At 34.8% G+C, this 20433-nt stretch carries 21 protein-coding genes; 1 reads left to right on the forward strand and 20 read right to left on the reverse strand.

The annotated features are described in order from the left end of the window. Window positions 1-8 precede the first annotated feature (8 nt). The 11 genes from BN3326_RS05830 to BN3326_RS05880 all read right to left on the reverse strand — a co-directional run bounded on the left by BN3326_RS05830 (window position 9) and on the right by BN3326_RS05880 (window position 11358). The gene (locus BN3326_RS05830) at window positions 9-569 is read right to left on the reverse strand and encodes a hypothetical protein (protein WP_069998157.1); all 561 of its coding nucleotides are present in this window, start codon (window positions 567-569) and stop codon (window positions 9-11) included. Window positions 570-577: 8 nt separating this feature from the next. Beyond that, entirely contained in the window at window positions 578-1348 is a 771-nt protein-coding gene (locus tag BN3326_RS05835) for a glucose 1-dehydrogenase (RefSeq protein WP_069998158.1), read from the reverse strand. A gap of 40 nt (window positions 1349-1388) precedes the next feature. Further along, window positions 1389-2006 (reverse strand): hypothetical protein, encoded by a 618-nt coding sequence (locus BN3326_RS05840; protein WP_069998159.1) that lies wholly within the window; start codon window positions 2004-2006, stop codon window positions 1389-1391. Window positions 2007-2024: 18 nt separating this feature from the next. Then, entirely contained in the window at window positions 2025-2306 is a 282-nt protein-coding gene (locus tag BN3326_RS05845; protein ID WP_069998160.1) for a hypothetical protein, read from the reverse strand. A gap of 112 nt (window positions 2307-2418) precedes the next feature. Next, the gene (locus BN3326_RS05850; protein WP_069998161.1) at window positions 2419-5322 is read right to left on the reverse strand and encodes an insulinase family protein; all 2904 of its coding nucleotides are present in this window, start codon (window positions 5320-5322) and stop codon (window positions 2419-2421) included. Window positions 5323-5550: 228 nt separating this feature from the next. Continuing rightward, entirely contained in the window at window positions 5551-6093 is a 543-nt protein-coding gene (locus BN3326_RS05855) for a hypothetical protein (protein ID WP_069998162.1), read from the reverse strand. 12 nt (window positions 6094-6105) lie between these two features. Further along, entirely contained in the window at window positions 6106-6585 is a 480-nt protein-coding gene (gene coaD, locus BN3326_RS05860; RefSeq protein WP_069998163.1) for a pantetheine-phosphate adenylyltransferase, read from the reverse strand. Then, window positions 6554-7138: a 16S rRNA (guanine(966)-N(2))-methyltransferase RsmD gene (rsmD, locus tag BN3326_RS05865; protein WP_069998164.1), complete on the reverse strand. Its 585-nt coding sequence runs from the start codon at window positions 7136-7138 to the stop codon at window positions 6554-6556. The genes coaD and rsmD overlap by 32 nt, the downstream gene beginning before the upstream one ends. A 25-nt stretch (window positions 7139-7163) precedes the next feature. After that, on the reverse strand, window positions 7164-9227 hold the full coding sequence (gene recG, locus BN3326_RS05870) for an ATP-dependent DNA helicase RecG (protein WP_069998165.1): 2064 nt from the start codon (window positions 9225-9227) through the stop codon (window positions 7164-7166). A gap of 83 nt (window positions 9228-9310) precedes the next feature. Next, window positions 9311-10957, reverse strand: a complete 1647-nt coding sequence (locus BN3326_RS05875; RefSeq protein WP_069998166.1) for a DAK2 domain-containing protein — start codon at window positions 10955-10957, stop codon at window positions 9311-9313. A 41-nt stretch (window positions 10958-10998) separates the two neighbouring features. Then, on the reverse strand, window positions 10999-11358 hold the full coding sequence (locus tag BN3326_RS05880) for an Asp23/Gls24 family envelope stress response protein (RefSeq protein WP_069998167.1): 360 nt from the start codon (window positions 11356-11358) through the stop codon (window positions 10999-11001). 349 nt (window positions 11359-11707) lie between these two features. Between BN3326_RS05880 and rpmB the strand changes: the two genes are divergently transcribed. Next, complete coding sequence (rpmB, locus tag BN3326_RS05885; RefSeq protein WP_069998168.1) at window positions 11708-11893, forward strand: 50S ribosomal protein L28; 186 nt, start codon at window positions 11708-11710, stop codon at window positions 11891-11893. Window positions 11894-11975: 82 nt separating this feature from the next. Here rpmB and BN3326_RS21935 read toward each other — a convergent pair whose 3' ends face one another. The 9 genes from BN3326_RS21935 to BN3326_RS05925 form a co-directional block, all read right to left on the reverse strand. Continuing rightward, a complete protein-coding gene (locus tag BN3326_RS21935) occupies window positions 11976-12116 on the reverse strand; it encodes a hypothetical protein (RefSeq protein ID WP_171903773.1) in 141 nt (46 codons plus the stop codon). Window positions 12117-12210: 94 nt separating this feature from the next. Beyond that, on the reverse strand, window positions 12211-12843 hold the full coding sequence (locus tag BN3326_RS05890; protein WP_069998169.1) for a thiamine diphosphokinase: 633 nt from the start codon (window positions 12841-12843) through the stop codon (window positions 12211-12213). 3 nt (window positions 12844-12846) lie between these two features. Continuing rightward, on the reverse strand, window positions 12847-13512 hold the full coding sequence (gene rpe, locus BN3326_RS05895; RefSeq protein ID WP_069998170.1) for a ribulose-phosphate 3-epimerase: 666 nt from the start codon (window positions 13510-13512) through the stop codon (window positions 12847-12849). Window position 13513: 1 nt separating this feature from the next. Then, entirely contained in the window at window positions 13514-14407 is an 894-nt protein-coding gene (rsgA, locus tag BN3326_RS05900; RefSeq protein WP_069998171.1) for a ribosome small subunit-dependent GTPase A, read from the reverse strand. A gap of 4 nt (window positions 14408-14411) precedes the next feature. After that, window positions 14412-16466, reverse strand: coding sequence for a Stk1 family PASTA domain-containing Ser/Thr kinase (gene pknB / locus BN3326_RS05905; protein WP_083258529.1), 2055 nt, complete (start codon window positions 16464-16466; stop codon window positions 14412-14414). Further along, complete coding sequence (locus tag BN3326_RS05910) at window positions 16463-17230, reverse strand: Stp1/IreP family PP2C-type Ser/Thr phosphatase (protein ID WP_207646309.1); 768 nt, start codon at window positions 17228-17230, stop codon at window positions 16463-16465. Before BN3326_RS05910 ends, pknB begins: the two co-directional genes overlap by 4 nt. After that, complete coding sequence (rlmN, locus tag BN3326_RS05915) at window positions 17223-18260, reverse strand: dual-specificity RNA methyltransferase RlmN (RefSeq protein ID WP_069998173.1); 1038 nt, start codon at window positions 18258-18260, stop codon at window positions 17223-17225. The genes BN3326_RS05910 and rlmN overlap by 8 nt, the downstream gene beginning before the upstream one ends. Window positions 18261-18263: 3 nt before the next feature. Next, window positions 18264-19610, reverse strand: a complete 1347-nt coding sequence (gene rsmB, locus BN3326_RS05920; RefSeq protein ID WP_069998174.1) for a 16S rRNA (cytosine(967)-C(5))-methyltransferase RsmB — start codon at window positions 19608-19610, stop codon at window positions 18264-18266. A 116-nt stretch (window positions 19611-19726) separates the two neighbouring features. After that, window positions 19727-20431, reverse strand: coding sequence for a zinc metallopeptidase (locus tag BN3326_RS05925; RefSeq protein WP_069998175.1), 705 nt, complete (start codon window positions 20429-20431; stop codon window positions 19727-19729). Window positions 20432-20433: the final 2 nt, after the last annotated feature.

Raw genomic sequence — 20433 nt, forward strand, 5'->3', positions numbered from 1 at the left:
TTACCTCTTTACATAAGCATAGCTTCAATTATTTTTGTATTTTGATCTAATACATCACTCCTATAACCTGCATCTTTTTCTATTTTAAATGCTGCTTTTTTGAGGCTGTTTATATCAGTGACAGATATAAAGTAGAGATCCTTGAAGGCAACACCTTTTGCTGATAACCTATTTTCCAGCCAACACCTATGTTTCGCAAGAATACTTGGATCATAAGTTAAAAAATAAATGCTTGTAGAAGTTATAATTAAGTGTTCAAATAATATAGTCGCCTCATTATCTGGTATAATCGCACTATGAAATAAATTATAACTTCCTCTCATTCCCTCGAGTATAGCTCCAAATTCATAAGGTGCATCTTTAAATCTATTAAAAGATATAAAACGTACAATATTTTGAGAAAATGGCAGAACAAATAAAGCTGCTATTAAAGTAAAGTAGCTGCTGCGTGTTTTTATAAGTATAAAACCTGCTACATATATTACGATAATAACTGCCGCCCATATCAAAGACATCTTTAAGAATTTATTTTTGCGCTGTGTAATATAATTGATTTCTTGCTTTATCATTTTAACCCCTATTCTGCATAAATCATTTTTACTGTCATACCACCATCAATAACCAAATTAGCACCTGTTATAAAGCCTGCAGCTTCACTTGTCAAATAGAGTACCGCATTTGCAATATCTTCAGGCTTACCTACCCGTCCTGTGAGATGCTGCAGATGATCTTTCTCCGCAAGTGTTGTAAATTTGCGATCTTTTTTCTTCTTCCATCCAGAATTATCTATCCATCCTGGACTAATGGCATTGACCCTTACCTTATGCGCAAGACTATTCGCTAAAGAATGCGTAAGTGCCGCCAGTGCGCCTTTAGAGGCTGAATAAGGTTCTGTATGCGGTTCACTCATAAAAGCTCTCGTTGATAGGATATTAACAATACTACTCCCCTCTGGCATATGACATGCACAATATTTCGCACACATGTACGCCCCTATTACATTCACACGCATTACATGTTCAAATGTTTCGATACTTCTTGTAAAAAGTGTATCATGTTCACTATAGGTTGTAATCGCGGCATTGTTAATTAAAATGTCTATTTTCCCATATCTTTTCACAGCACGATTTATCATTTCTTTAACGGAGGCCTCACTCCCTACATCTGTGGGAATAAATAAACAATCTCCGCCAAAGCTCTCTATAGCTGCTTTCGTTTCAAGGCCTGCTTCTTCATCAATTTCTGCAATAATAACACTAGCCTTTTTTCTAGCATAAGCTGTCGCAATACAATTACCTATACCTTGCCCACTTCCTGTAACTATAACTATTTTCCCTAAATAATCCATACCCTCACCTCACTTACTAATCTTTTGACAGTCTTCTAGGCTATTTATCTATAATTTTTTCTATTAACCCATCCATCTGGTCTTTGGTAATATGCTCTGTTATAACCATCAGCTGAGTAAGCTGTTCATTACAATAAAAATGGGCATAAAATGTTTTTGTAAAATCGATATCATCTATCATCCCAGAATAAAATAGCTCTAATAACTGTTCTTCATCTGAACCTGGTTTTACAATACAAATTCTATAGCCTATATCTTCAAATAAGTTTTGATAGCATGCATAGGTAAAGTCCTTGCTAGGTATATAGATACTTAGTCTATAAGCAGTACTTGTTTTTGATGATTTCATAGCAAACATACGCCCTACGCCTGCATCTAGCACCTCTTTTTGCGTTCTGGTTATCTTGTATTTGATGCCATATTCATTTAGTTTTAGCTGCAGCTTCTCAATATATTGAGTTGGCTGTAACCTAAGTGCTGGTAAAAAAAGAGAGGTATCTATATCTATAATAACAGCTTTTTCTGCCATAATACTTTTTATTATCTGATACCGTACATTTTCGTATTGAACTTTTGCTTTATGGTATTCAATACGATGAATTATTTCTCCCTTATTCTGCTTTGTTTGGCATTGTATCATTTTCTTACTAAATAACATAATTCCTCCCTAAAAAAGTTATTCTTCTTTTTCTTCTGTTTGCATTTGTTCTAAATCACTATCCGATTCAACTACATCTTTTTGTTTTTTAGCATCATATGTTTTTGGAAGAATGAGCAATAGATATAATGCACCAAACATAACGGTATATTCTACACCCCTTAAAATGTTTGCACTTAACGCTATACCAGTAAGCATTTGAAAAAATCCGAGTCCGACCATTAAAGAAGCTAAGAGAATAACGATTACTCTTCTGTATTTGTATAAAAAATCCATTATTTCTTTCCTTTCTATTTCCATCTAATTATCCGTATTTATTATAGCAAATAAAACCCCTATCGTATACTACTTTAAAGAATTTAGGCTTGAATTTACAAGAAAAGAGGCAGCAAAAGCCCCTCTTTTCTTGTAATTAAACCATCGTAATTTCATTAAATAACTCTTTAACTTTCTCAACATTTTGTGTGTTAGAGAATACACAATACATCTGCTGATTAATACACTCATCTATTAAGGCCGCAAAGCTTCTTAAGGTTTCATTTGTTGTTTCAAAGAGCTCATCTCTTGTTTGCTGAAGTTCTTCTTTTGTAACACCCATAATATGATAGATCTGTGCTGTTCTTCCTTCAGTTAACGGCGTAAATGGAAAATCTAAATGACTAACCGTTCCAATAAGGTATTGAAGCATTTCTCTGTTTGTTAAATTTATTTCTCTAAGATACTTTGGAATTTGTCTATAAACTTCTAACGTCTCTTTTAAGTTTGGATCCCTATAAGAAACGAAAAACATATTACCACTTTTTCTAAAATCGCAAAAGCATCCATAAGCCCCATTTTGCACTCTAACTTTACTCCATAGATAATCCATAGATAACAGTGATTTTAAGAGCATCATACCACCATGATACTTATAGCCCAATGTTTTAAAATTATAGCCCATCGCCACATAGTTAACTTGCGTTGGATAGACCAGAGCCTCTTTTATTTTGCTGACATTAAATTGCATTTTGAGCTTATCAGTAGAAATATCCGGAAGCTCGTCAATATTTTCTTGAATCACATCTATAACAGAATCTATTGCTTCTTCATCTGCTGTAAGACCTACTATCAGCCTAGACTTATTAGCTAAGCACTGATAAGCACTCTTAAGCATTGTGATTGTTTCACTCTGTCTATTGACCCAATCTTTTTCTATTTCACAGACAAAGTGATAGAAAGTAATCCCCTTAGTTTTTTCTTCAAAGTGTTCTGCATTTGAAAGATTTGAAAGAAGTCTTCCATAAGCAATGCGATGTCCTTCACTGCTTATCGCCGCTTCCATCATAGCCTTCATTTCTCTAATAACCTCAATGATTCTATTTTCATCTTCTAGTAACGTATTTTGCAAAATTTCTTTTAAAAGTGCTACTTGCTGAGGTACTTTATCAATTAACGCCTTTGATCTTAACTGAAAAACTGGCAAATATTGATTAAGTGCACGATTATCATTAAGGGCTTGTATATGGTACTCTATTCCCCCAATATTTTCATCAATTGTACTGGATAAAGCTTCATACTTATAATGCTTTGTATCAAGCTTTCCGAGCATTCCCACTATCATCCCTAAATAGGGCATATATTTATCTTCAAGATCATCCAGTTTAATATACCAATTAATGTAGGCAATTTTATTCGTAAAAATAGGTGTCACAATATAAGTTGTCTCATGCTTAGAGATTATATTATACCGTGGATATGTGACTTTTCTTCTTAAATCTTCTTTTTTCAGAAGGGGAATATTTTGACGTACTTCTTCAGAATCTAGTTGATCTTGAAACTTTTTAAATATTTCTGTATCAGCAACCATTTGTCTTATCGCATCTTCTGTCATATTTTTCTTTAATATTTCTAGTTTATGTGTTACTTCTTCTTCCAGCTCATTTTCAAGTCCAAGCTTTGGATAAAGTTCAATTTTACTGCCATGATTATTCTTTAAAAGATATTGCTTAATAAGATTTTCAAAATATCCCGTATCTATTTGCGCCTTAAGCGCCTCAATATCCTCATCATACTTTAAGTAAATATATGGGGATACATCATAAACCCAACTTTTTATAGCTGCAAGTGCATAAAAAAGCCCCTTAGAGTGCCCGCTTGAATCGCCTTCTCTAAGCTCAAACTCCTTAACTTGAATCGCACCTTTTAAAAGATGCCGTGGAATACCTTCATCTGCAATCTTCTCAAGTGTTTCTAATACCAATGTGTAGAATCTTTCTCTTTTTTCCTCGGGTACACTTTTAGCAACTATACTCAGGACAGGTTGTTTAAGATGTGTTTGGAACATGCCATATACATCTTCTCCTATACCTTCAGCTATAAGTGCTTTTTTTAGTGGCGATGCCGGTGTGTCTAAGAGCAGATACTCAAGTATTGCTACTGCCAGCACTAATTTTCTGTCAGTTACTTCTCCAATCACAAAGTTATAAGATAAAAAAAGACCTTTGTTATTCTCTTCGGTTGCTGAGTAATAACCCTTTTTTTCTATTATTTTTTCAAAAGGCTGCTGATGTTTAATTTGACTGTCAATATCTTTATACGCAAACTTGGAAAAATATTCATTATCAATATAACTTAGAGTTTCTTCAATATCTATATTACCATATAAACATAAGTAGCTATTTGAAGGATGATAATACGTTCTATGAAAGTCTAAAAAATCATCATAGCTAAGATCTGGGATATACTTTGGTGATCCTCCAGACTCATGAGAATAAGCTGTATCTGGAAATAAAGATTCTTTTATCATTCTAAATCCTATTTCTTCCTGGGATGAAAAAGCACCCTTCATTTCGTTATACACAACGCCTTTATATTCGATAGGCGCATTCTTATCTTCAATATGATAACGCCAACCTTCTTGTTTAAGTATTTCAGGATTTTCATATATTTTAGGGAAAAATACTGCATCTAAATAAACATCCATCAAGTTAGAAAAGTCTTTATCATTTTGACTTGAAATAGGATATAACGTTTTATCTGGATAAGTCATCGCATTAAGATAAGTATTTAATGAACCTTTTGCCAGTTCTACAAAAGGATCTTTAAGGGGATACTTTTTTGATCCGCATAACACAGAATGTTCTATGATATGCGGTGCGCCAGTGCTGTCATGGGGAGGTGTTCTAAATCCTATGCAAAAACTCTTGTGAACGTCATCATTTTCTATAAATAATATCCTTGCCTTTGTTTGATCGTGGCTATAAATATTAACTTTGCTATCAATTTCTTTAATGTATTCATCTTCAATTAAGGTGTAGCCTTTAACTAATTTTGCCACATATTCCCCTCCTATTATCTTCTTTTTAATTTTAATACTACGATACAATTATAAGCTTTAATATTTTTTTTGTCTATATAACAAGTTCTACCTATAGGAAAGATACTTTCTACATGACAACTTCTTGATCGCAAATCTCTTGTTAATGAGATTTATTTTTATAAATATGAGTTACTTTTATTATTATGTGTATTAAATGAAAAAAAATAACACTTTCTAGTGTTATTTTTAGTCTCTCGTCTGATTCATTTGGCTGCTCATACCTTTAAGTTCTTGACGATTATCATAAATTTCTCGGAGTACATCTGTAATATACCCTTCAAATTGCTGTACTTCTTTATGTATTGTTTCGAGCGAAACTTTCAATCTAAGTTCTACATCTTTAAATATTTCTTCTGCATATTCAACTGAACCCATATGGATTTGCCTCGCATCAAGCCTTGCAGTTTCAATGATATGTTCTGCTCGCTCAGTAGCATATTGTGTGATTTCATGCTGTTCAATGAGACTTTGAAGTTTTTCATGCGCCTCTTCTATAATAATATGTGCTTCTTTTTGAGCTTCTGCTAATATTTTGTTACGCTCTTCAACAATCCATATAGACTGCTGTACTTCTGTAGGCAATTTGAGTCTGATGTCTCTTATGACGTCAATAAGTTGCTCTCTATCTATTGCAATTTTACCTGATAAGAAGCTCGGCTTGCCCTCTTCAATAATATCTTCTAATTGATCTAATAAAATAGCTATTTCTCCGCATTTGCTGTTTTCCACTTTACATCCCCCTTACTTATATTTATCTTTTAGTTTATTTCTCACAAAGTGAGGTACCAGATCATCAAAATCTCCATGAAATAAAGCGAGCTCTTTAACTGCACTTGAACTTAGGAATGAATATTTTGCCTGAGTTACAAGAAAAACTGTTTCTACTTCTGGTGACATATTTTTATTAATTTGCGCCATTTGCATTTCAAGCTCTAAATCCATAACAGCTCTAAGTCCTCGTACAATAATACTAGCCTCTTTATACTTTGCATAATCTACTAAAAGCCCTGAGAAACTATCTATTTCAACATTTGAAAGATGTATGGTGCATTCTTTAAGCATATCTATTCTCTCATCAATTGTAAACAACCCCGTGTTTTTTCTTGGGTTCATAAGTACTGATACAATGAGTTTATCTACTACTTTTGATGCTCTCTCGATAATATCCATATGCCCATTAGTAACGGGATCAAAACTCCCTGGATAAATTCCTATTTTCACTGTCTTTTTCCTTTCTCAGAAAACTAAGTGTAGTCGTTTTATATGTCTTTTCTTTCCATAATACCAAATTTTGTGGTAAAGATACAAGAGTATTTGTGCTTCTTTCTAAAATAATATAACCTTCTTCATATAATAATTCGTTTTCAGCAATTTTACGTAGAACACTTTCAATATCACCCATAGCATATGGCGGATCTAAAAAAATAATATCAAATTTCTGAGATTTATTTTTAAGCTGATCTAAAGCAGCTCTAACATCACTTTCATAGATAACCGCCATGTCCTGTAATTTTGTTCTTTCTAAATTCTTCCTGATAGAAGCTAAAGCACTTTTATCCTTCTCAACAAATACAGCTTGCTTTGCGCCGCGGCTTAAAGCCTCAATCCCTATAGCGCCACTGCCACCAAACAAATCAAGAAATATACACTGTGGGATATCAAACGCAATAATATTAAACAAAGTTTCTTTAATACGGTCCACCGTTGGTCTTGTTAGGGTACCTTCCGGCGCAATAAGCCTCGTCCCTCTGCATTTTCCGCTAATTACTCTCAAAACTTTCCCTCCTTAATAACCGCTGCTAAAGTGCATGATGAAGTTCTTCTTTGCTGAGACGTTGTTTTATTTCATCATATAATATTTCATTTTCTGAAGATTCTAAGTCAGGATCCAGCGCAAGTATCTTTTTCACACACTTTTGAACTTCTTTTAGAACTTTTGCATCCGTATAAAGATTTGCAATCTTCATTTCAGGTAGCCCATGTTGTTTTGTTCCAAAAAATTCACCTGGGCCTCTTAATTTAAGATCTGTTTCTGCAATAACAAAACCATCTGTCGTTTCTTCCATGATTTTAAGACGCTTCTTTGTGACCTTGTTTTTTGAATCACTGACTAATATGCAGTAAGACTTATGTGTGCCTCTGCCTACTCTTCCTCTTAGCTGATGAAGTTGTGCAAGTCCAAATCGTTCTGCATTTTCGATAAGCATAATCGTTGCATTGGGTACATTCACCCCTACTTCTACAACTGTTGTGGAAACAAGAATATGCGTAATGCCTGCTGCAAACCTTCTCATGATCTCATTTTTTTCTTTGGGCTTCATTTTACCATGCAAATAGTCAATGGTAAGTGTTGGGAATATTTCGGTCTTAAGATGCTCACTATAGTCTAATACATTTTGCAGATCACTGTTTGTATCATTGTCTTCTACCATAGGACAAATAATATAACACTGCCTTCCTGATAGCACTTCCTTTTCAATGAACCGATAGATTCTTGTATGATAAGCCGAATCCACAGCATTTGTTTTAATAGGCTGTCTTCCTGGAGGCAGTTCATTGATAATGGAAATATCCATATCACCATATAGAATTAATGCTAATGTTCTTGGAATAGGCGTAGCTGTCATTACAATAACATCTGGTGTAAGGCCTTTTTCTGAAAGCTTTAACCTCTGTCTTACGCCAAATCGATGTTGTTCGTCAGTAATAACAAGTCCAAGCTTTGGTATTTCAATATGATCCTCAATGAGCGCATGGGTGCCTATTATCAGCTTAATTTTTTCTTTTCTAAGTCCCTCAATAATCTCTAGCTTCTGCTTTTTAGTTGTTGATCCAGTAAGTAACCCTACTTCTATTTTAAATGGTAGCATAAGTTCTCTTAAAAATTCATAGTGCTGAATAGCCAAAACTTCTGTAGGTGCCATAAGTGCTGCCTGATGATCATTCTGTAGTGCTAAAAATAATGCAATTGCCGCAATAACTGTTTTTCCTGATCCTACATCCCCCTGAACCAATCTGTTCATCGCCATTTTATTTTTCATATCTTCCATGATCTCATTAAGTACGTACTTTTGAGCATTCGTAAGTTCATATGGCAGTTTATCTAAAAACAGACTCAATGTATCAGGTATTTTATAAGCTATACCAAGTGTTTTTTTTGAAAAATCAGATTTAAGACTGTATAAGGCAAGCTGTAGCATAAATAGTTCTTCAAAAACCAACCTTTTTCTAGCTTCAAAAAAAGCCTCTGAATTTTGTGGGAAATGTATATTCATAACCGCATTCTTCTTATCTACCAGCTGATATTCTTTTCTGATAGACTGTGGCAAATAATCTATAATAAAAGGCATACATAAATCCAGACTTTTTTCTATAAGACCTCTTATCACCTTCTGTGATAATTTATAGGTCGCATTATAAATAGGGGTAATCTTTGCAATTTGCTCAATCTGATTAGGTACCGCTACTTTTTCATACTCTGGAGATTCCATTTCTATCTTTGCATACTTATGTTTTATTTTGCCATAAAATAAGTACTGTTCTCCCACTTCAAAGTTGTTTTTCATATAAGCTTGTCCATAAAAAACAATATAAATGCTTCCTGTTTCATCCTTTACTCTAAAGCTCACAATGATCTTGCCTGCTTTTTTAGTTATTTGAGGTTTTGAAACAATTGCTGCCAGAATATTATTATGCTCATTCATGACACACTCACTAATAGGCGTAATCTTTCTTCTGTCTTCATATTCTCTCGGGTAGTGTTCAATCATATCTTTTAATGTGTAGATTTGCAGCCTATTAAGCTTTGCAGCTACCTGGGCCCCAACTCCTTTTAAAGTAAGTATCGACTGATTTAACACCATAAAACTACCTCCTAAACTAACCTAAACTAAAAGTGCCGATAAAAATCGGCACTTCCTACTCTTTTTTCACTTCTTATTACCTATTATTCTGCCGATATCATAAAATAATAGACAGGTTGGCTGCCGTTATAAAGTTCTATATCTGCATCTTGATAGATATTTTCAGCGTCTAATTTAAAAGCCTTTGCTGTTTCTTCTGTAATATCTTCACCATAGTAGATCGTCACAACTTCAGCATCTTCTTTCATCTGTTTAAGTAATGACATAAAAGTTTCTTTAAGATCTTTGTGATGTACTACTATTTTACCTTCTAAAATCCCTAAATATTCACCCTCTATAATGTTTTCGCCTTCTATCACCGTATCTCTGACCGCTATTGTAATTTGAGCTGTTTCTACAAGCGCAATCGCTTCCTTCATATCGGCGATAACGGTACTGGCATCTTTTGACGTGCCGTCTTGTGCAATCATAGCAGCTATACCTTGCGGTAATGTTTTTGTAGGTACTACATGCACTTTAACTTCTTCCTCTATAATAGCTGCTTGCTCTGCTGCCAGAATAATATTTTTGTTATTTGGAAGAACTATGACTTCATTTGCATGACATTTTTTAATAGCACTTAGAATATCCTCTGTGCTTGGATTCATAGTCTGTCCACCTTCAATGACTACATCCACACCAAGGCTCTGCATGATTTCCGAAATGCCACTTCCGGCAGCTATCGCAACAAAAGCTAAGTCCTTTTTAGGTACGTGGCTTTCAGTTTCTTGGGAAGCATTATCATGAAAAATAGAGGAATGCTGTGTACGCATATTCTCAATTTTAATATGATTAAGTGCGCCAAACTCTAAGCCTTTTTGGAGGGCAAGCCCTGGGTTATCTGTATGAACATGTACTTTAATATAGGTTTCGTCAGATACAACAACAATACTATCTCCAATACTCTCTAAATAGGACTTAGTGCCTTCTTCATCATATTCTAAGCTCTGTACTCTTTCCACAATAAATTCGGTACAATATCCAAATGTGATGTCTTCAGTTTTGAAGTTCTTAAGCGCACTAAAGGCTGCTACACTTGAGCTGATTTCTGGTTTTTCAATTTCAACTTCAAGGTTCTCTATGATAACTCTAGCAGCACCTTCAAGAATACATAATAGTCCTTGTCCCCCAGCATCTACGACTCCAGCTTCTTTTAAAACTGGCAGCATATCAGGGGTTTGGCTTAATATCATATACCCATGTTCTAATACTACTTTTATAAATGTCTCGATATCTGAAGTCTCAAGACTAATTTCTAGTGCTTTAATCGCAACTTCTCTTGCAACGGTAAGTATTGTGCCCTCTTTAGGCTTCATAACTGCTTTGTAAGCTGTATCAACACCCTTTTGAAAAGCATTAGCAAGAACAATTGTATCTACTTCTACGTGTTCTTCAATCCCTTTTGCAAAGCCCCGAATAAGCTGTGATAAAATGACACCTGAGTTCCCCCTTGCACCTCTTAATGAACCCACAGCTGCCGCTTTAACAACTTCTGCAGCACTGCTGCCATCTACCATCCCTACTTCTTTGGCTGCAGCTAACATTGTTAGCGACATATTTGTACCTGTGTCTCCATCTGGGACTGGAAATACATTGAGTTCATTTATCATTTGTTTCTTTTCATCTAGCAGCTGGGCTCCTGCTATAATCATTGCCTGCAATTGCTTTGCCTCTATTGCTTTTAATTTCACCTTATATGCCTCCTCAAACCTTTCGTTCTTTAAAACAGCTTTTATTCTTTATCTACTCTTACACCTTCAATAAATATTTTAATGTGCTCTACGTCTATGCCTAGAATATCTTTTACTTTATATTTTACTGTACTCATTAAATTATCAGCTACTGCTGAGATCTTTGTACCGTATTCTACTACAATATGAAAATCAATGCTTACATTGTTTTCATTTAAGCGTACAGCTACACCACGGGTTAAACTATCCCCTTTTAAAAGATGAACAATACCATCTTTAACATTACGTGCTGCCATACCGACTATCCCGTAACACTCCATGGCTATGATTCCGCTTATTTGTGCAATAACATCCTCATCAATCACAATATTTCCATATTCGCTCGTAAATTTACTTGGCATATAACAGTCCTCCTAATCTCTACCCATCTCATTTATATGAGTCATATTATTTCTATAGATTTCACATCTTTAAATTTTAGTTATTCATCATAATAGGTGATGTGAAATCCTTCTGAGAAACAACATGATAGTAATGAATAACTCAAAGTTATATGTTGTTTCTCTATAATATTATCAACTTCACATCATTATATCACATAGTCTCTTGAGAAAAAAGTGGTAATCCTCTTAAAAAATTTCTAACCTAATCTATAAAAAATAAAACGCAATCAATACTTGAAATATTATCTATTATCTGCTACAATATAGTTTGTTATGTCACGGATTTAAAATCAAGGAGGTGTTCAAAGTGGCAAAATGTGAAATCTGTTCAAAAAACGTACATTTTGGTATTAAAGTTAGCCACTCTCATAGAAGATCTAATAAAATGTGGAAATCAAACGTTAGAAAAGTTAGAGTAGCTCAAAATGGAGCTGTTAAAACTATGAACGTATGTACACGTTGTTTACGTTCTAACTTAGTTGCACGTGCCTAATTAATGAATTTAAGATTGCTCTTTACTTAAAAAGCGGACATCCTTTAAGATGTTCGCTATTAATTTTTTATGCGTTTTATAATTAACATCTAAACATACCACATCCGATTCCTATAAGGATAATAGCTGTCGTAAAAATCCATCCAAGTGCGGGTATAATAATGACCATCAGCATACCTAGCCCTATACAAAAACAGCAAAGACCTGTTATTCTTCGTTTCATAACATTTCCTACCTTCTTTGTTAGTTATCTATAATTATAATATTCTTACATACAAAAAAAGAGCACGATTGGCTCATTTTTTATGAATTTATCATTAATCAACTGCTTTGATAACTAATAACAATCCTTTTTCTATTGAAATGGTCGCTTTCTCACTTACCATATAATTACTTACCCCACAAGGCTTCCCCTGTCTTAATATACCGTTTTGCAGCCTGTATCCAAGTGCTGTTGTATAAATACCTGACACTTCACTGCTAAAAGGCAATAAACTTATAAACGTACCCGGCTCACCATTTATTTCAATAAACTTATCAATAAGATATACCACATTATAAGGATTTATGAGTCTTGCAGCAACTTTTTGACCAAGCGCCTTATACAAAAGATGTACATTTGCCAGCGTATGATCTAACCTCGTTCCCACCCCGCCATAAATGTCTACCCTGCTTGCTCCTTTATCTATAGCTTTATCAAGGGCTATTTCAGTATCCGTCTCATCTTTTACAGAAGAAAAACTTTGTACACTAACATGTTTATCCTTAAAAAAATCTAGATCCTGCGCCACCCCACTATCAAAATCTCCAACTATAAGGTCTGGTACAATCCCTAAAACTTTTGCATGCTTCATGCCATTATCAGCACAAATAATATAATCATACGTATCAATATCCCTGCAAAAGGAATAGTCTCCATAGTCCCCATTCGCAAATATTAGGCATTTCATCCTCTAGTCCTCATAAGTTTTAAACGCTTGTAAAAATTTCTGTGCATTATTTGCTGTAGCCGTGCCATTAAATACTGATGAGCCAGCTACAATAAGGTTTGCCCCCGCATCTACTATCCTTTTTACGTTATCAAGGGTTACGCCGCCATCTACTTCTATTAATAAATTTTGATTATATTTATCAGCCAATTGTTTAACTTCTTGAAGTTTGCAAAGAGAATATGGAATAAATTTTTGTCCTCCAAATCCTGGATTAACCGACATAATCAGTACCAAATCAACATCTTCTATAATAGGCCTAAGATGGCTTACAGGTGTCCCAGGATTAATAGATACTCCAGCCTTCATACCCAATGCATGAATAGCTTGTATTGTTCTATGGATGTGACGGGTTGCTTCTAAATGAACTGTTAAAATATCTGTTCCCGCCTCTTTAAAATCCTCTAGAAATTTATCAGGATTATCAATCATAAGATGAACATCCATTATCCCTGTAATGTGCTTTCTTATAGACTTTGCAATAGGTGCACCAAGCGTAATATTCGGCACAAAACTGCCATCCATTACATCTACATGAATATATTTTACGCCTGCCTGCTGCACGCATTTAATATCTCTTTCTAGATTGGAAAAATCTGCTGATAATATCGAGGGTGCTAAATTAACCATTTTACCATCTCCTTATATCTTGTAATTGATTATAATAAGTTATATAACTGTCATATCTCGGTTTTAAAACCTTACCAGTTTCCAAGGCTTGTTTAACTGCACACCCAGGTTCATGTGTATGTGAGCATCCATTAAATTTGCATAATCCCTCGTAAATTTTGAACTCTCTAAAATAATATCTCAAATCATCTTTATCAATACCTTCTAATTGAAGAGAGGTAAAACCTGGCGTATCCAGAACAAACCCACCCATACTAAGTGGAATAAGCTCTACATGCCTTGTAGTGTGTTTACCTCTTTTAATCTTATGGCTCATTTCGCCTGTTTCTAGACTTAATCCTTTTTCAATTGTATTTAATAATGTAGATTTGCCTACACCTGAAGGTCCTGCAAAAACAGTAGTCCGATCTTTTAGTTTTGCTTTTAGAAGTTCAATATTGATTGCCTTTTTTGCGGATAGGCATAAGACTTCATAGCCCACTTGTGTATAAGTCTCTACCACATTGTGGTAGTCTTCTTCCTTGCCATCATCAATCTTATTAAGAACGATATAAGGTGTAATATTTTCTTTTTCAATCGTAATCAGAAATCTATCTAGGAGATCTAAATGAATTTCTGGATAAGTTACCGAAAATACAACAATGGCTTGGTCAATATTTGCAACCGGGGGCCTTATCAAGCTATTTTTTCTATCTAGTATCTCTTCTATGACTGCGACTTGGTATTTATCTCCAGAATTTTCTTCTGTACCTAATGTAATCAGAACATTATCCCCTATTAAGGGGACAATATTATCTTTTCTAAATTTACCTCGTGCTTTACACTCATAGATTGTCTGATCAGCTTCTACATAATAAAATCCTGCAATGCCCTTTATAATAGTACCTTGTACCATACTGCTACACCTCATTAAAGTCAATTTCATCCTGATAAGACGGTATCGTCTTCCCATCAAAATAAGTGTCTAGCGTACCTTTTCCTTTTCCTTTTATAGGAATATTCAATGGGAATTGATCTTTATTAACTTGTTGATCAAAAACTATTTTAGAGCCATCTTCAGTTGTAAGTTTAATCATCACATGATAAACGTCTTTTGTTTCAATATCAAAAGGTATATTGGCTAACGTAAATATTTTAGTAACAACGTTGTTATCTGATGGCTTTGGTGTATCTGGTATTGTTTCCTCCGGCTCAGGCTGAACTTCTTCTTTCTTGCCTTTGCTGATCACCACATCAATTGCAGTCCCTTCTTCAACTTGTCTGTTAGGACTAACTGTTTGACTGATAATTAGACCTTGGGAAACTGTATCACTATAATCTTCTTTACGTGCTCCTAGCCTTAACTTTTCATTGCGCAGACTTATCTCTGCATCCTGTACCGTCATATTTGCTAGATTAGGCACATTGGCTAATACCACCTGAGGACCTTTACTTACAATGAGCGTTACTCTTGTTTCTGGTGAGATACGTCCCCCAGATACTGGTGTTTGATCCATAATCTTACCTACTTCAACAATGTTATCATAGGCACCTTCGATATCATAGGATAGACCATACTCATTTAAGAGTTTTTCAGCACTCAGCCGATCTAATCCAATTAAATCAGGTATGGTTCTGTCTGGTTCTTCAGCTGTAACCTCTCCAGCTAGTGTAACCTCTATCACTGTATTAGGCTTCACACGGTTATTCTCACCAGGATTTTGTTTAAAAACAGTTCCTTCAGGTACTGTATCAGTTGCTTCTTCACCTATAACACTTAACTTTAATTTATAGGATTTAAGAAGATTTTCAGCTTGCTCTAACGTTTTACCTGTAAGATTAGGTACAAGTACTTCCTTTGATTTATTCATCCCAGGAAGCCATACAACAAGCGCTACAGTAATAATAGATATTAATACTAAAGTAGCTAATACTCCGCCTACACTCACAAGTACTTTATAAAGTGTAGAAATTTCTTCTTCCTCTTCTTCTTTTACCTCTAGATTTGGACCTTCCGTATAAATACTTGAACTTTTAAGGCTGGTATTTTTATTCAATTTATTACCATTATTTCTGATATATTCAGTTTCAACATCTGTTAACAAGATCGTATGATCCGATACTTCATTACTTTCTACAATGTATCCAGGATTACCCAGGATACCTTTCATGTCTTTTAGCATCTCATCTGCATTTTGATATCTTGCTGCTTGGCTTTTATGCGTTGCTTTTAAAATAAGCTTTTCCAAGTTAGGCATGACATCAGGGTTAAATGTAGTAGGCAGTGGTAAATCTTCATTAATATGCTTAAGTGCTATTGAAATATGCGAATCTGCTTCAAAAGGTAATTTTCTTGTGGCAAGTTCAAATAGCACAATACCAGATGAATACAAATCACTTGTTTCATTAACATATTTGCCTTTAGCCTGCTCTGGAGAAAAATAATGCACTGAACCGATGGCATTACCCGTTGCCACAACAGTAGAAGAATCAACGGCTTTAGCAATACCAAAATCAGTAACTTTTAAAACATTATCATGAGTTACTAATATATTTTGAGGTTTAATATCTCTATGAATAATCTTTTTTCTATGGGCATGTCTTAGTGCTGATACAATTTGTACACCAAACTCTAACACCATTTTAGAGTCAAATGGTCCCTCTTCGGCAATCAGATCTTTTAAAGTCTTACCTTCCACATATTCCATTACAATATAATGCAGGTCTTGATCACTCCCTACATCATAAATACCTACAATATTAGGATGCGAAAGACTCGCTGCTGCTAAGGCTTCTTTTCTAAATTTAGCTACAAATTCCTCATCTGTAACAAACTCTTCGCGAAGCACTTTAATGGCTACAAATCTTTGCAATCTATTGCACTTTGCTTTATAAACGATAGACATACCACCTGCGCCTATCTTTTCAATAACTTCATAGCGATCCCCTAGTATCGTTCCTGGTGTTATCATCATTTGTTCACCTCGTATTTCTTTGCAATTACAACTGCTATATTATCTAATCCGCCTTGTTCATTTGCTTCTTGTATTAATGTATCTACTATCTTTTCTAAATCTTCTTCATGATCATATACAATCTTGTGTATAACAGAATCCGTAATCATAGATGTGAGGCCGTCTGAACATAATATGATATACTCTACTTTACCCATATCATACATCAAAGTATCTATCTTTACTTTTTCATATGTACCAACCGCCCGCGTAATAATGTGCCTTTGTGGATGCTCTTTAAGTTCAATTTCTGAAATATAACCCTGTGTAAGCATTTCCTGAACCAACGAGTGATCAGTAGTTGCTTGAAAAATACTATTACGATTGATAAGATACAAACGCGTATCACCCACATGGGCTAAATATAAAATATCCTCAATGACAGTTGCCACAGTAAAGGTGGTACCCATGCCTTTATAGCTCTCATCATGCATTGCCTGTTCGTAAATCATATGGTTAGCATGCAAAATGCCCATTTTAATAAGTCTTATAATATCTTCTCTTGTTTTAATATCCAGTGTATCATGTGTCTCAACATAGCTGCAAAAAGATTCAATAGCTAGTTTGCTCGCTGTTCCACCAGCTTTATGCCCACCCATGCCATCTGCCACAATGTATAGATTAGGTAGAATGCCTACAGGCTTATCTGAAACAAATAAAGCATCTTCATTTTTTTTTCTTTTCTTGCCAATATCTACTTTGCCAATAGCTATCACGCTATTCACCTCGCTCTTTAATATACCTGTTACGTAGTTGTCCACAGGCCGCATCAATATCTGACCCAAGCTTTCTGCGCAAGGTAGTTTGTATACCATATGCACTTAATAATTTCATAAATTTCTCTATACTTGAAACATGGCTGCTTTTATACGTCCTCTCTTCTACCTGATTAACAGGTATGAGATTAACATGGCATAAAAGACCGCTTAAAAGCTTGCCTAATTCTCTGGCATCTTCTTCTGTATCATTCTCTCCCTCTATAAGTGCATACTCAAAAGTAATTCTTCTGCTTGTTTTTTCTGTATAATATCTGCAAGCCTTTAGTATATCAGCTATTAAATATTTGTGTGCTATAGGCATGATCCTTTTTCTTTTTTCATCTGTAGGTGCATGGAGTGATACAGCTAAAGTAACTTGCATCATCATATCCGCAAGTTCATAAATAGCCGGTACAAGTCCGCAAGTAGACAATGTAATGTGTCTTTGCCCAATATTCTGTCCAAGCTTACTATTAATCAGCTGAATAAATTGCATCGTAATATCAAGCTTTTCTAACGGCTCACCACTTCCCATTATAACAATGTTAGAAATACGCTCTTTGATGTCTTCCTGTACTTTATAAATCTGTGCCAGCATTTCTCCCGCTGAAAGATTTCTAACAAGTCCGCCTATAGTCGACGCGCAAAACTTACATCCCATTCTGCATCCTACTTGAGATGAGATACATATAGAATTCCCATGTTTATATCGCATCAAAACACCTTCTATTATATGTGAATCTTGGAGTTCAAACAAGTATTTTATGGTTCCGTCTAATTGAGAAGTATATTTTTTTGCTATTTTCATCTGAATGATAGGATAATCCTGCTTTAACTTTTCTCTAAGACCATGGGGAATGTTGGTCATTTCATCGTAATCCCATATCATCTTTTTATGAAGCCACTCAAAAAGCTGCTTAGCTCTAAAGGCACTTTCTCCATAAGTTTTCATAAGCTCTTGCAGCGTCGTTAAATCTTTGCTTGTAATATCGTTCATAGATTATATCCTCTTTTTCTTAAAGGCTGCTATAAAAAACCCATCTGTGTCTGCTACAAAAGGTAAAATTTGAACCATGCCTTGATTCTTGATATAAGCATGCAGTTCTTTAGGTATAGTATCTGCTATATCGTATAATTCTAAACCTAATTCATCTGCAATATAGGAGGCCATCTCTTCATTTTCCGGCTTTGAAAGGGTACAAGTACTATAAACTAAAACCCCTCCTTCTTTAACATACTTTACAGCATGATTAACCAATGCCTTTTGCAGCTGAACAATTCCCTTTAAATCCTGAAGACTCTTGCTATAGCGTATATCAGGCTTTCGCTTCATAATACCAAGACCCGAACAGGGCGCATCTAAAAGCACACGGTCAAATGCCCCTATCCATTCTTTACGAAATAGTGTCCCATCTTGAAGTACGGGTTTAATAATATCTACGCCCATTCTTTTTGCATTTTTTTCAATAAGCTCAAGCTTATGAGCGTGGACGTCTGCACTTATGATTTCGCCTTTGTTTTGCATAAGTTCTGCCATATGAATAGATTTACCGCCCGGTGCACTGCACATATCTAAAATATGCTCACCTGGTTTTGGTCTGACTACTTTAGCAACTAACATCGCACTTTCATCTTGCACCGTCCACATCCCTTCTTTAAACGAAGAAAGATTTTGCAAATTATCTACCTGTTTAATATACAAAGCTTCATCTAATAAATTGCCTGGTTCAAATAAAATGTTTTCTTGATTTAAAATTTCCATAACTTCTTTTTTTGATGTACATAATGTGTTAATACGAATACATACTCGGGCTCTCTCATTAAGTGCACTGCAGATCTTTTCAACTAAGTCTTCCGGATATACCGCTAACCATTCTTTTATAATCCAATCGGGTATCGCATAAATAATGCTTAGATAACCTGTTAAATCTTTATTTTTATCAGGATAAGCTATTTTTTCTTTATTTCTATCTATCTCACGCAGCACCCCGTTAATAAATCCTGACAAGTTACCAAATTTTCTTTTTTTAACAATATTAACAGCCTCATTAATAACAGCAGAAACGGGTACTTTATCTAAATAAAACATTTGATAAACACTCATTCTCATTACGTTTCTTATAAGAGGCTTCATCTTACGGATAGGTGTCTTTGAAAAAGAATTAATAATATAGTCTAATTTCAATCTATATTTTAAGGTACCGTATACAACTTCAGTAATAAAAGGCTTGCTTTTTGGTTCTGTATGATTTAACGCTTGTTTTAGCAGAAGTTGTGCATAAGTTTTATCTTTTTCTATCTCCATAAGTAGATCCACAACTTGTTCTCTTGCGTTTTTAGTATTCATAATAATTCCTTTCTCTCTTGCCTCTTTATCATCCTAGCTAGAAGTCTAAAGAGAGCTGTCCGGCTATGTTATTTATTATATAAACAATAAGTAAAAGACGCTAAATTAAGCGCCTTTTAGTTATTTCTTCTGTTACTCATCAAAATAAGTCTTAATAAAGATAAAATAGATACCATTGCAGCTGCAACATAAGTAAGCGCCGCTGCATTAAGTACTTTTTTGGCGCCGTCTAGTTCCTGTGGTCCTAAAATTCCGCTCGCCTCCAAGCTAACTAACGCTCTTTTTGAAGCATCAAACTCAACAGGAAGTGTAATAATTGTAAATAAAGTGGTTATTGCAAATAAAAGAATACCTATCTGAAGAAACGGCCCTGCAGTAATAAGCCCTAAAATGACAAGCGGCATAGACAATCTGCTTGCAAAATTAGTTGCAGGATATAATGCATGTCTAAATCTTAAAAAAGCATAATCATCTGCATCTTGAATGGCATGACCTACCTCGTGGGCCGCAACACCTAATGCTGCAATGGAATTTGCTCCATATACCGTTTGTGAGAGGGCTAGTTCTTTTTTAATAGGATCATAAAAATCGGTCATTGATCCTCTTATAGGCTTAATAGGAATGTTAATGTTATTCATCATTAAAATACGTTTTGCCGCCTCTTCTCCATTATACCCCGATAAACTTCTTATCTTGGAATACTTATTAAAAGTATTTTGCACCTTCATGCTTGCATATAATGGGATAATCATAATGATAATTGCCATTAATAAAAATATTCCACTGCCGCCATAACCATAGCCCAAGTATCCAAAACCCATAA

The organism is Cellulosilyticum sp. I15G10I2 (assembly GCF_900095725.1).
Lineage (GTDB): Bacteria > Bacillota > Clostridia > Lachnospirales > Cellulosilyticaceae > FMMP01.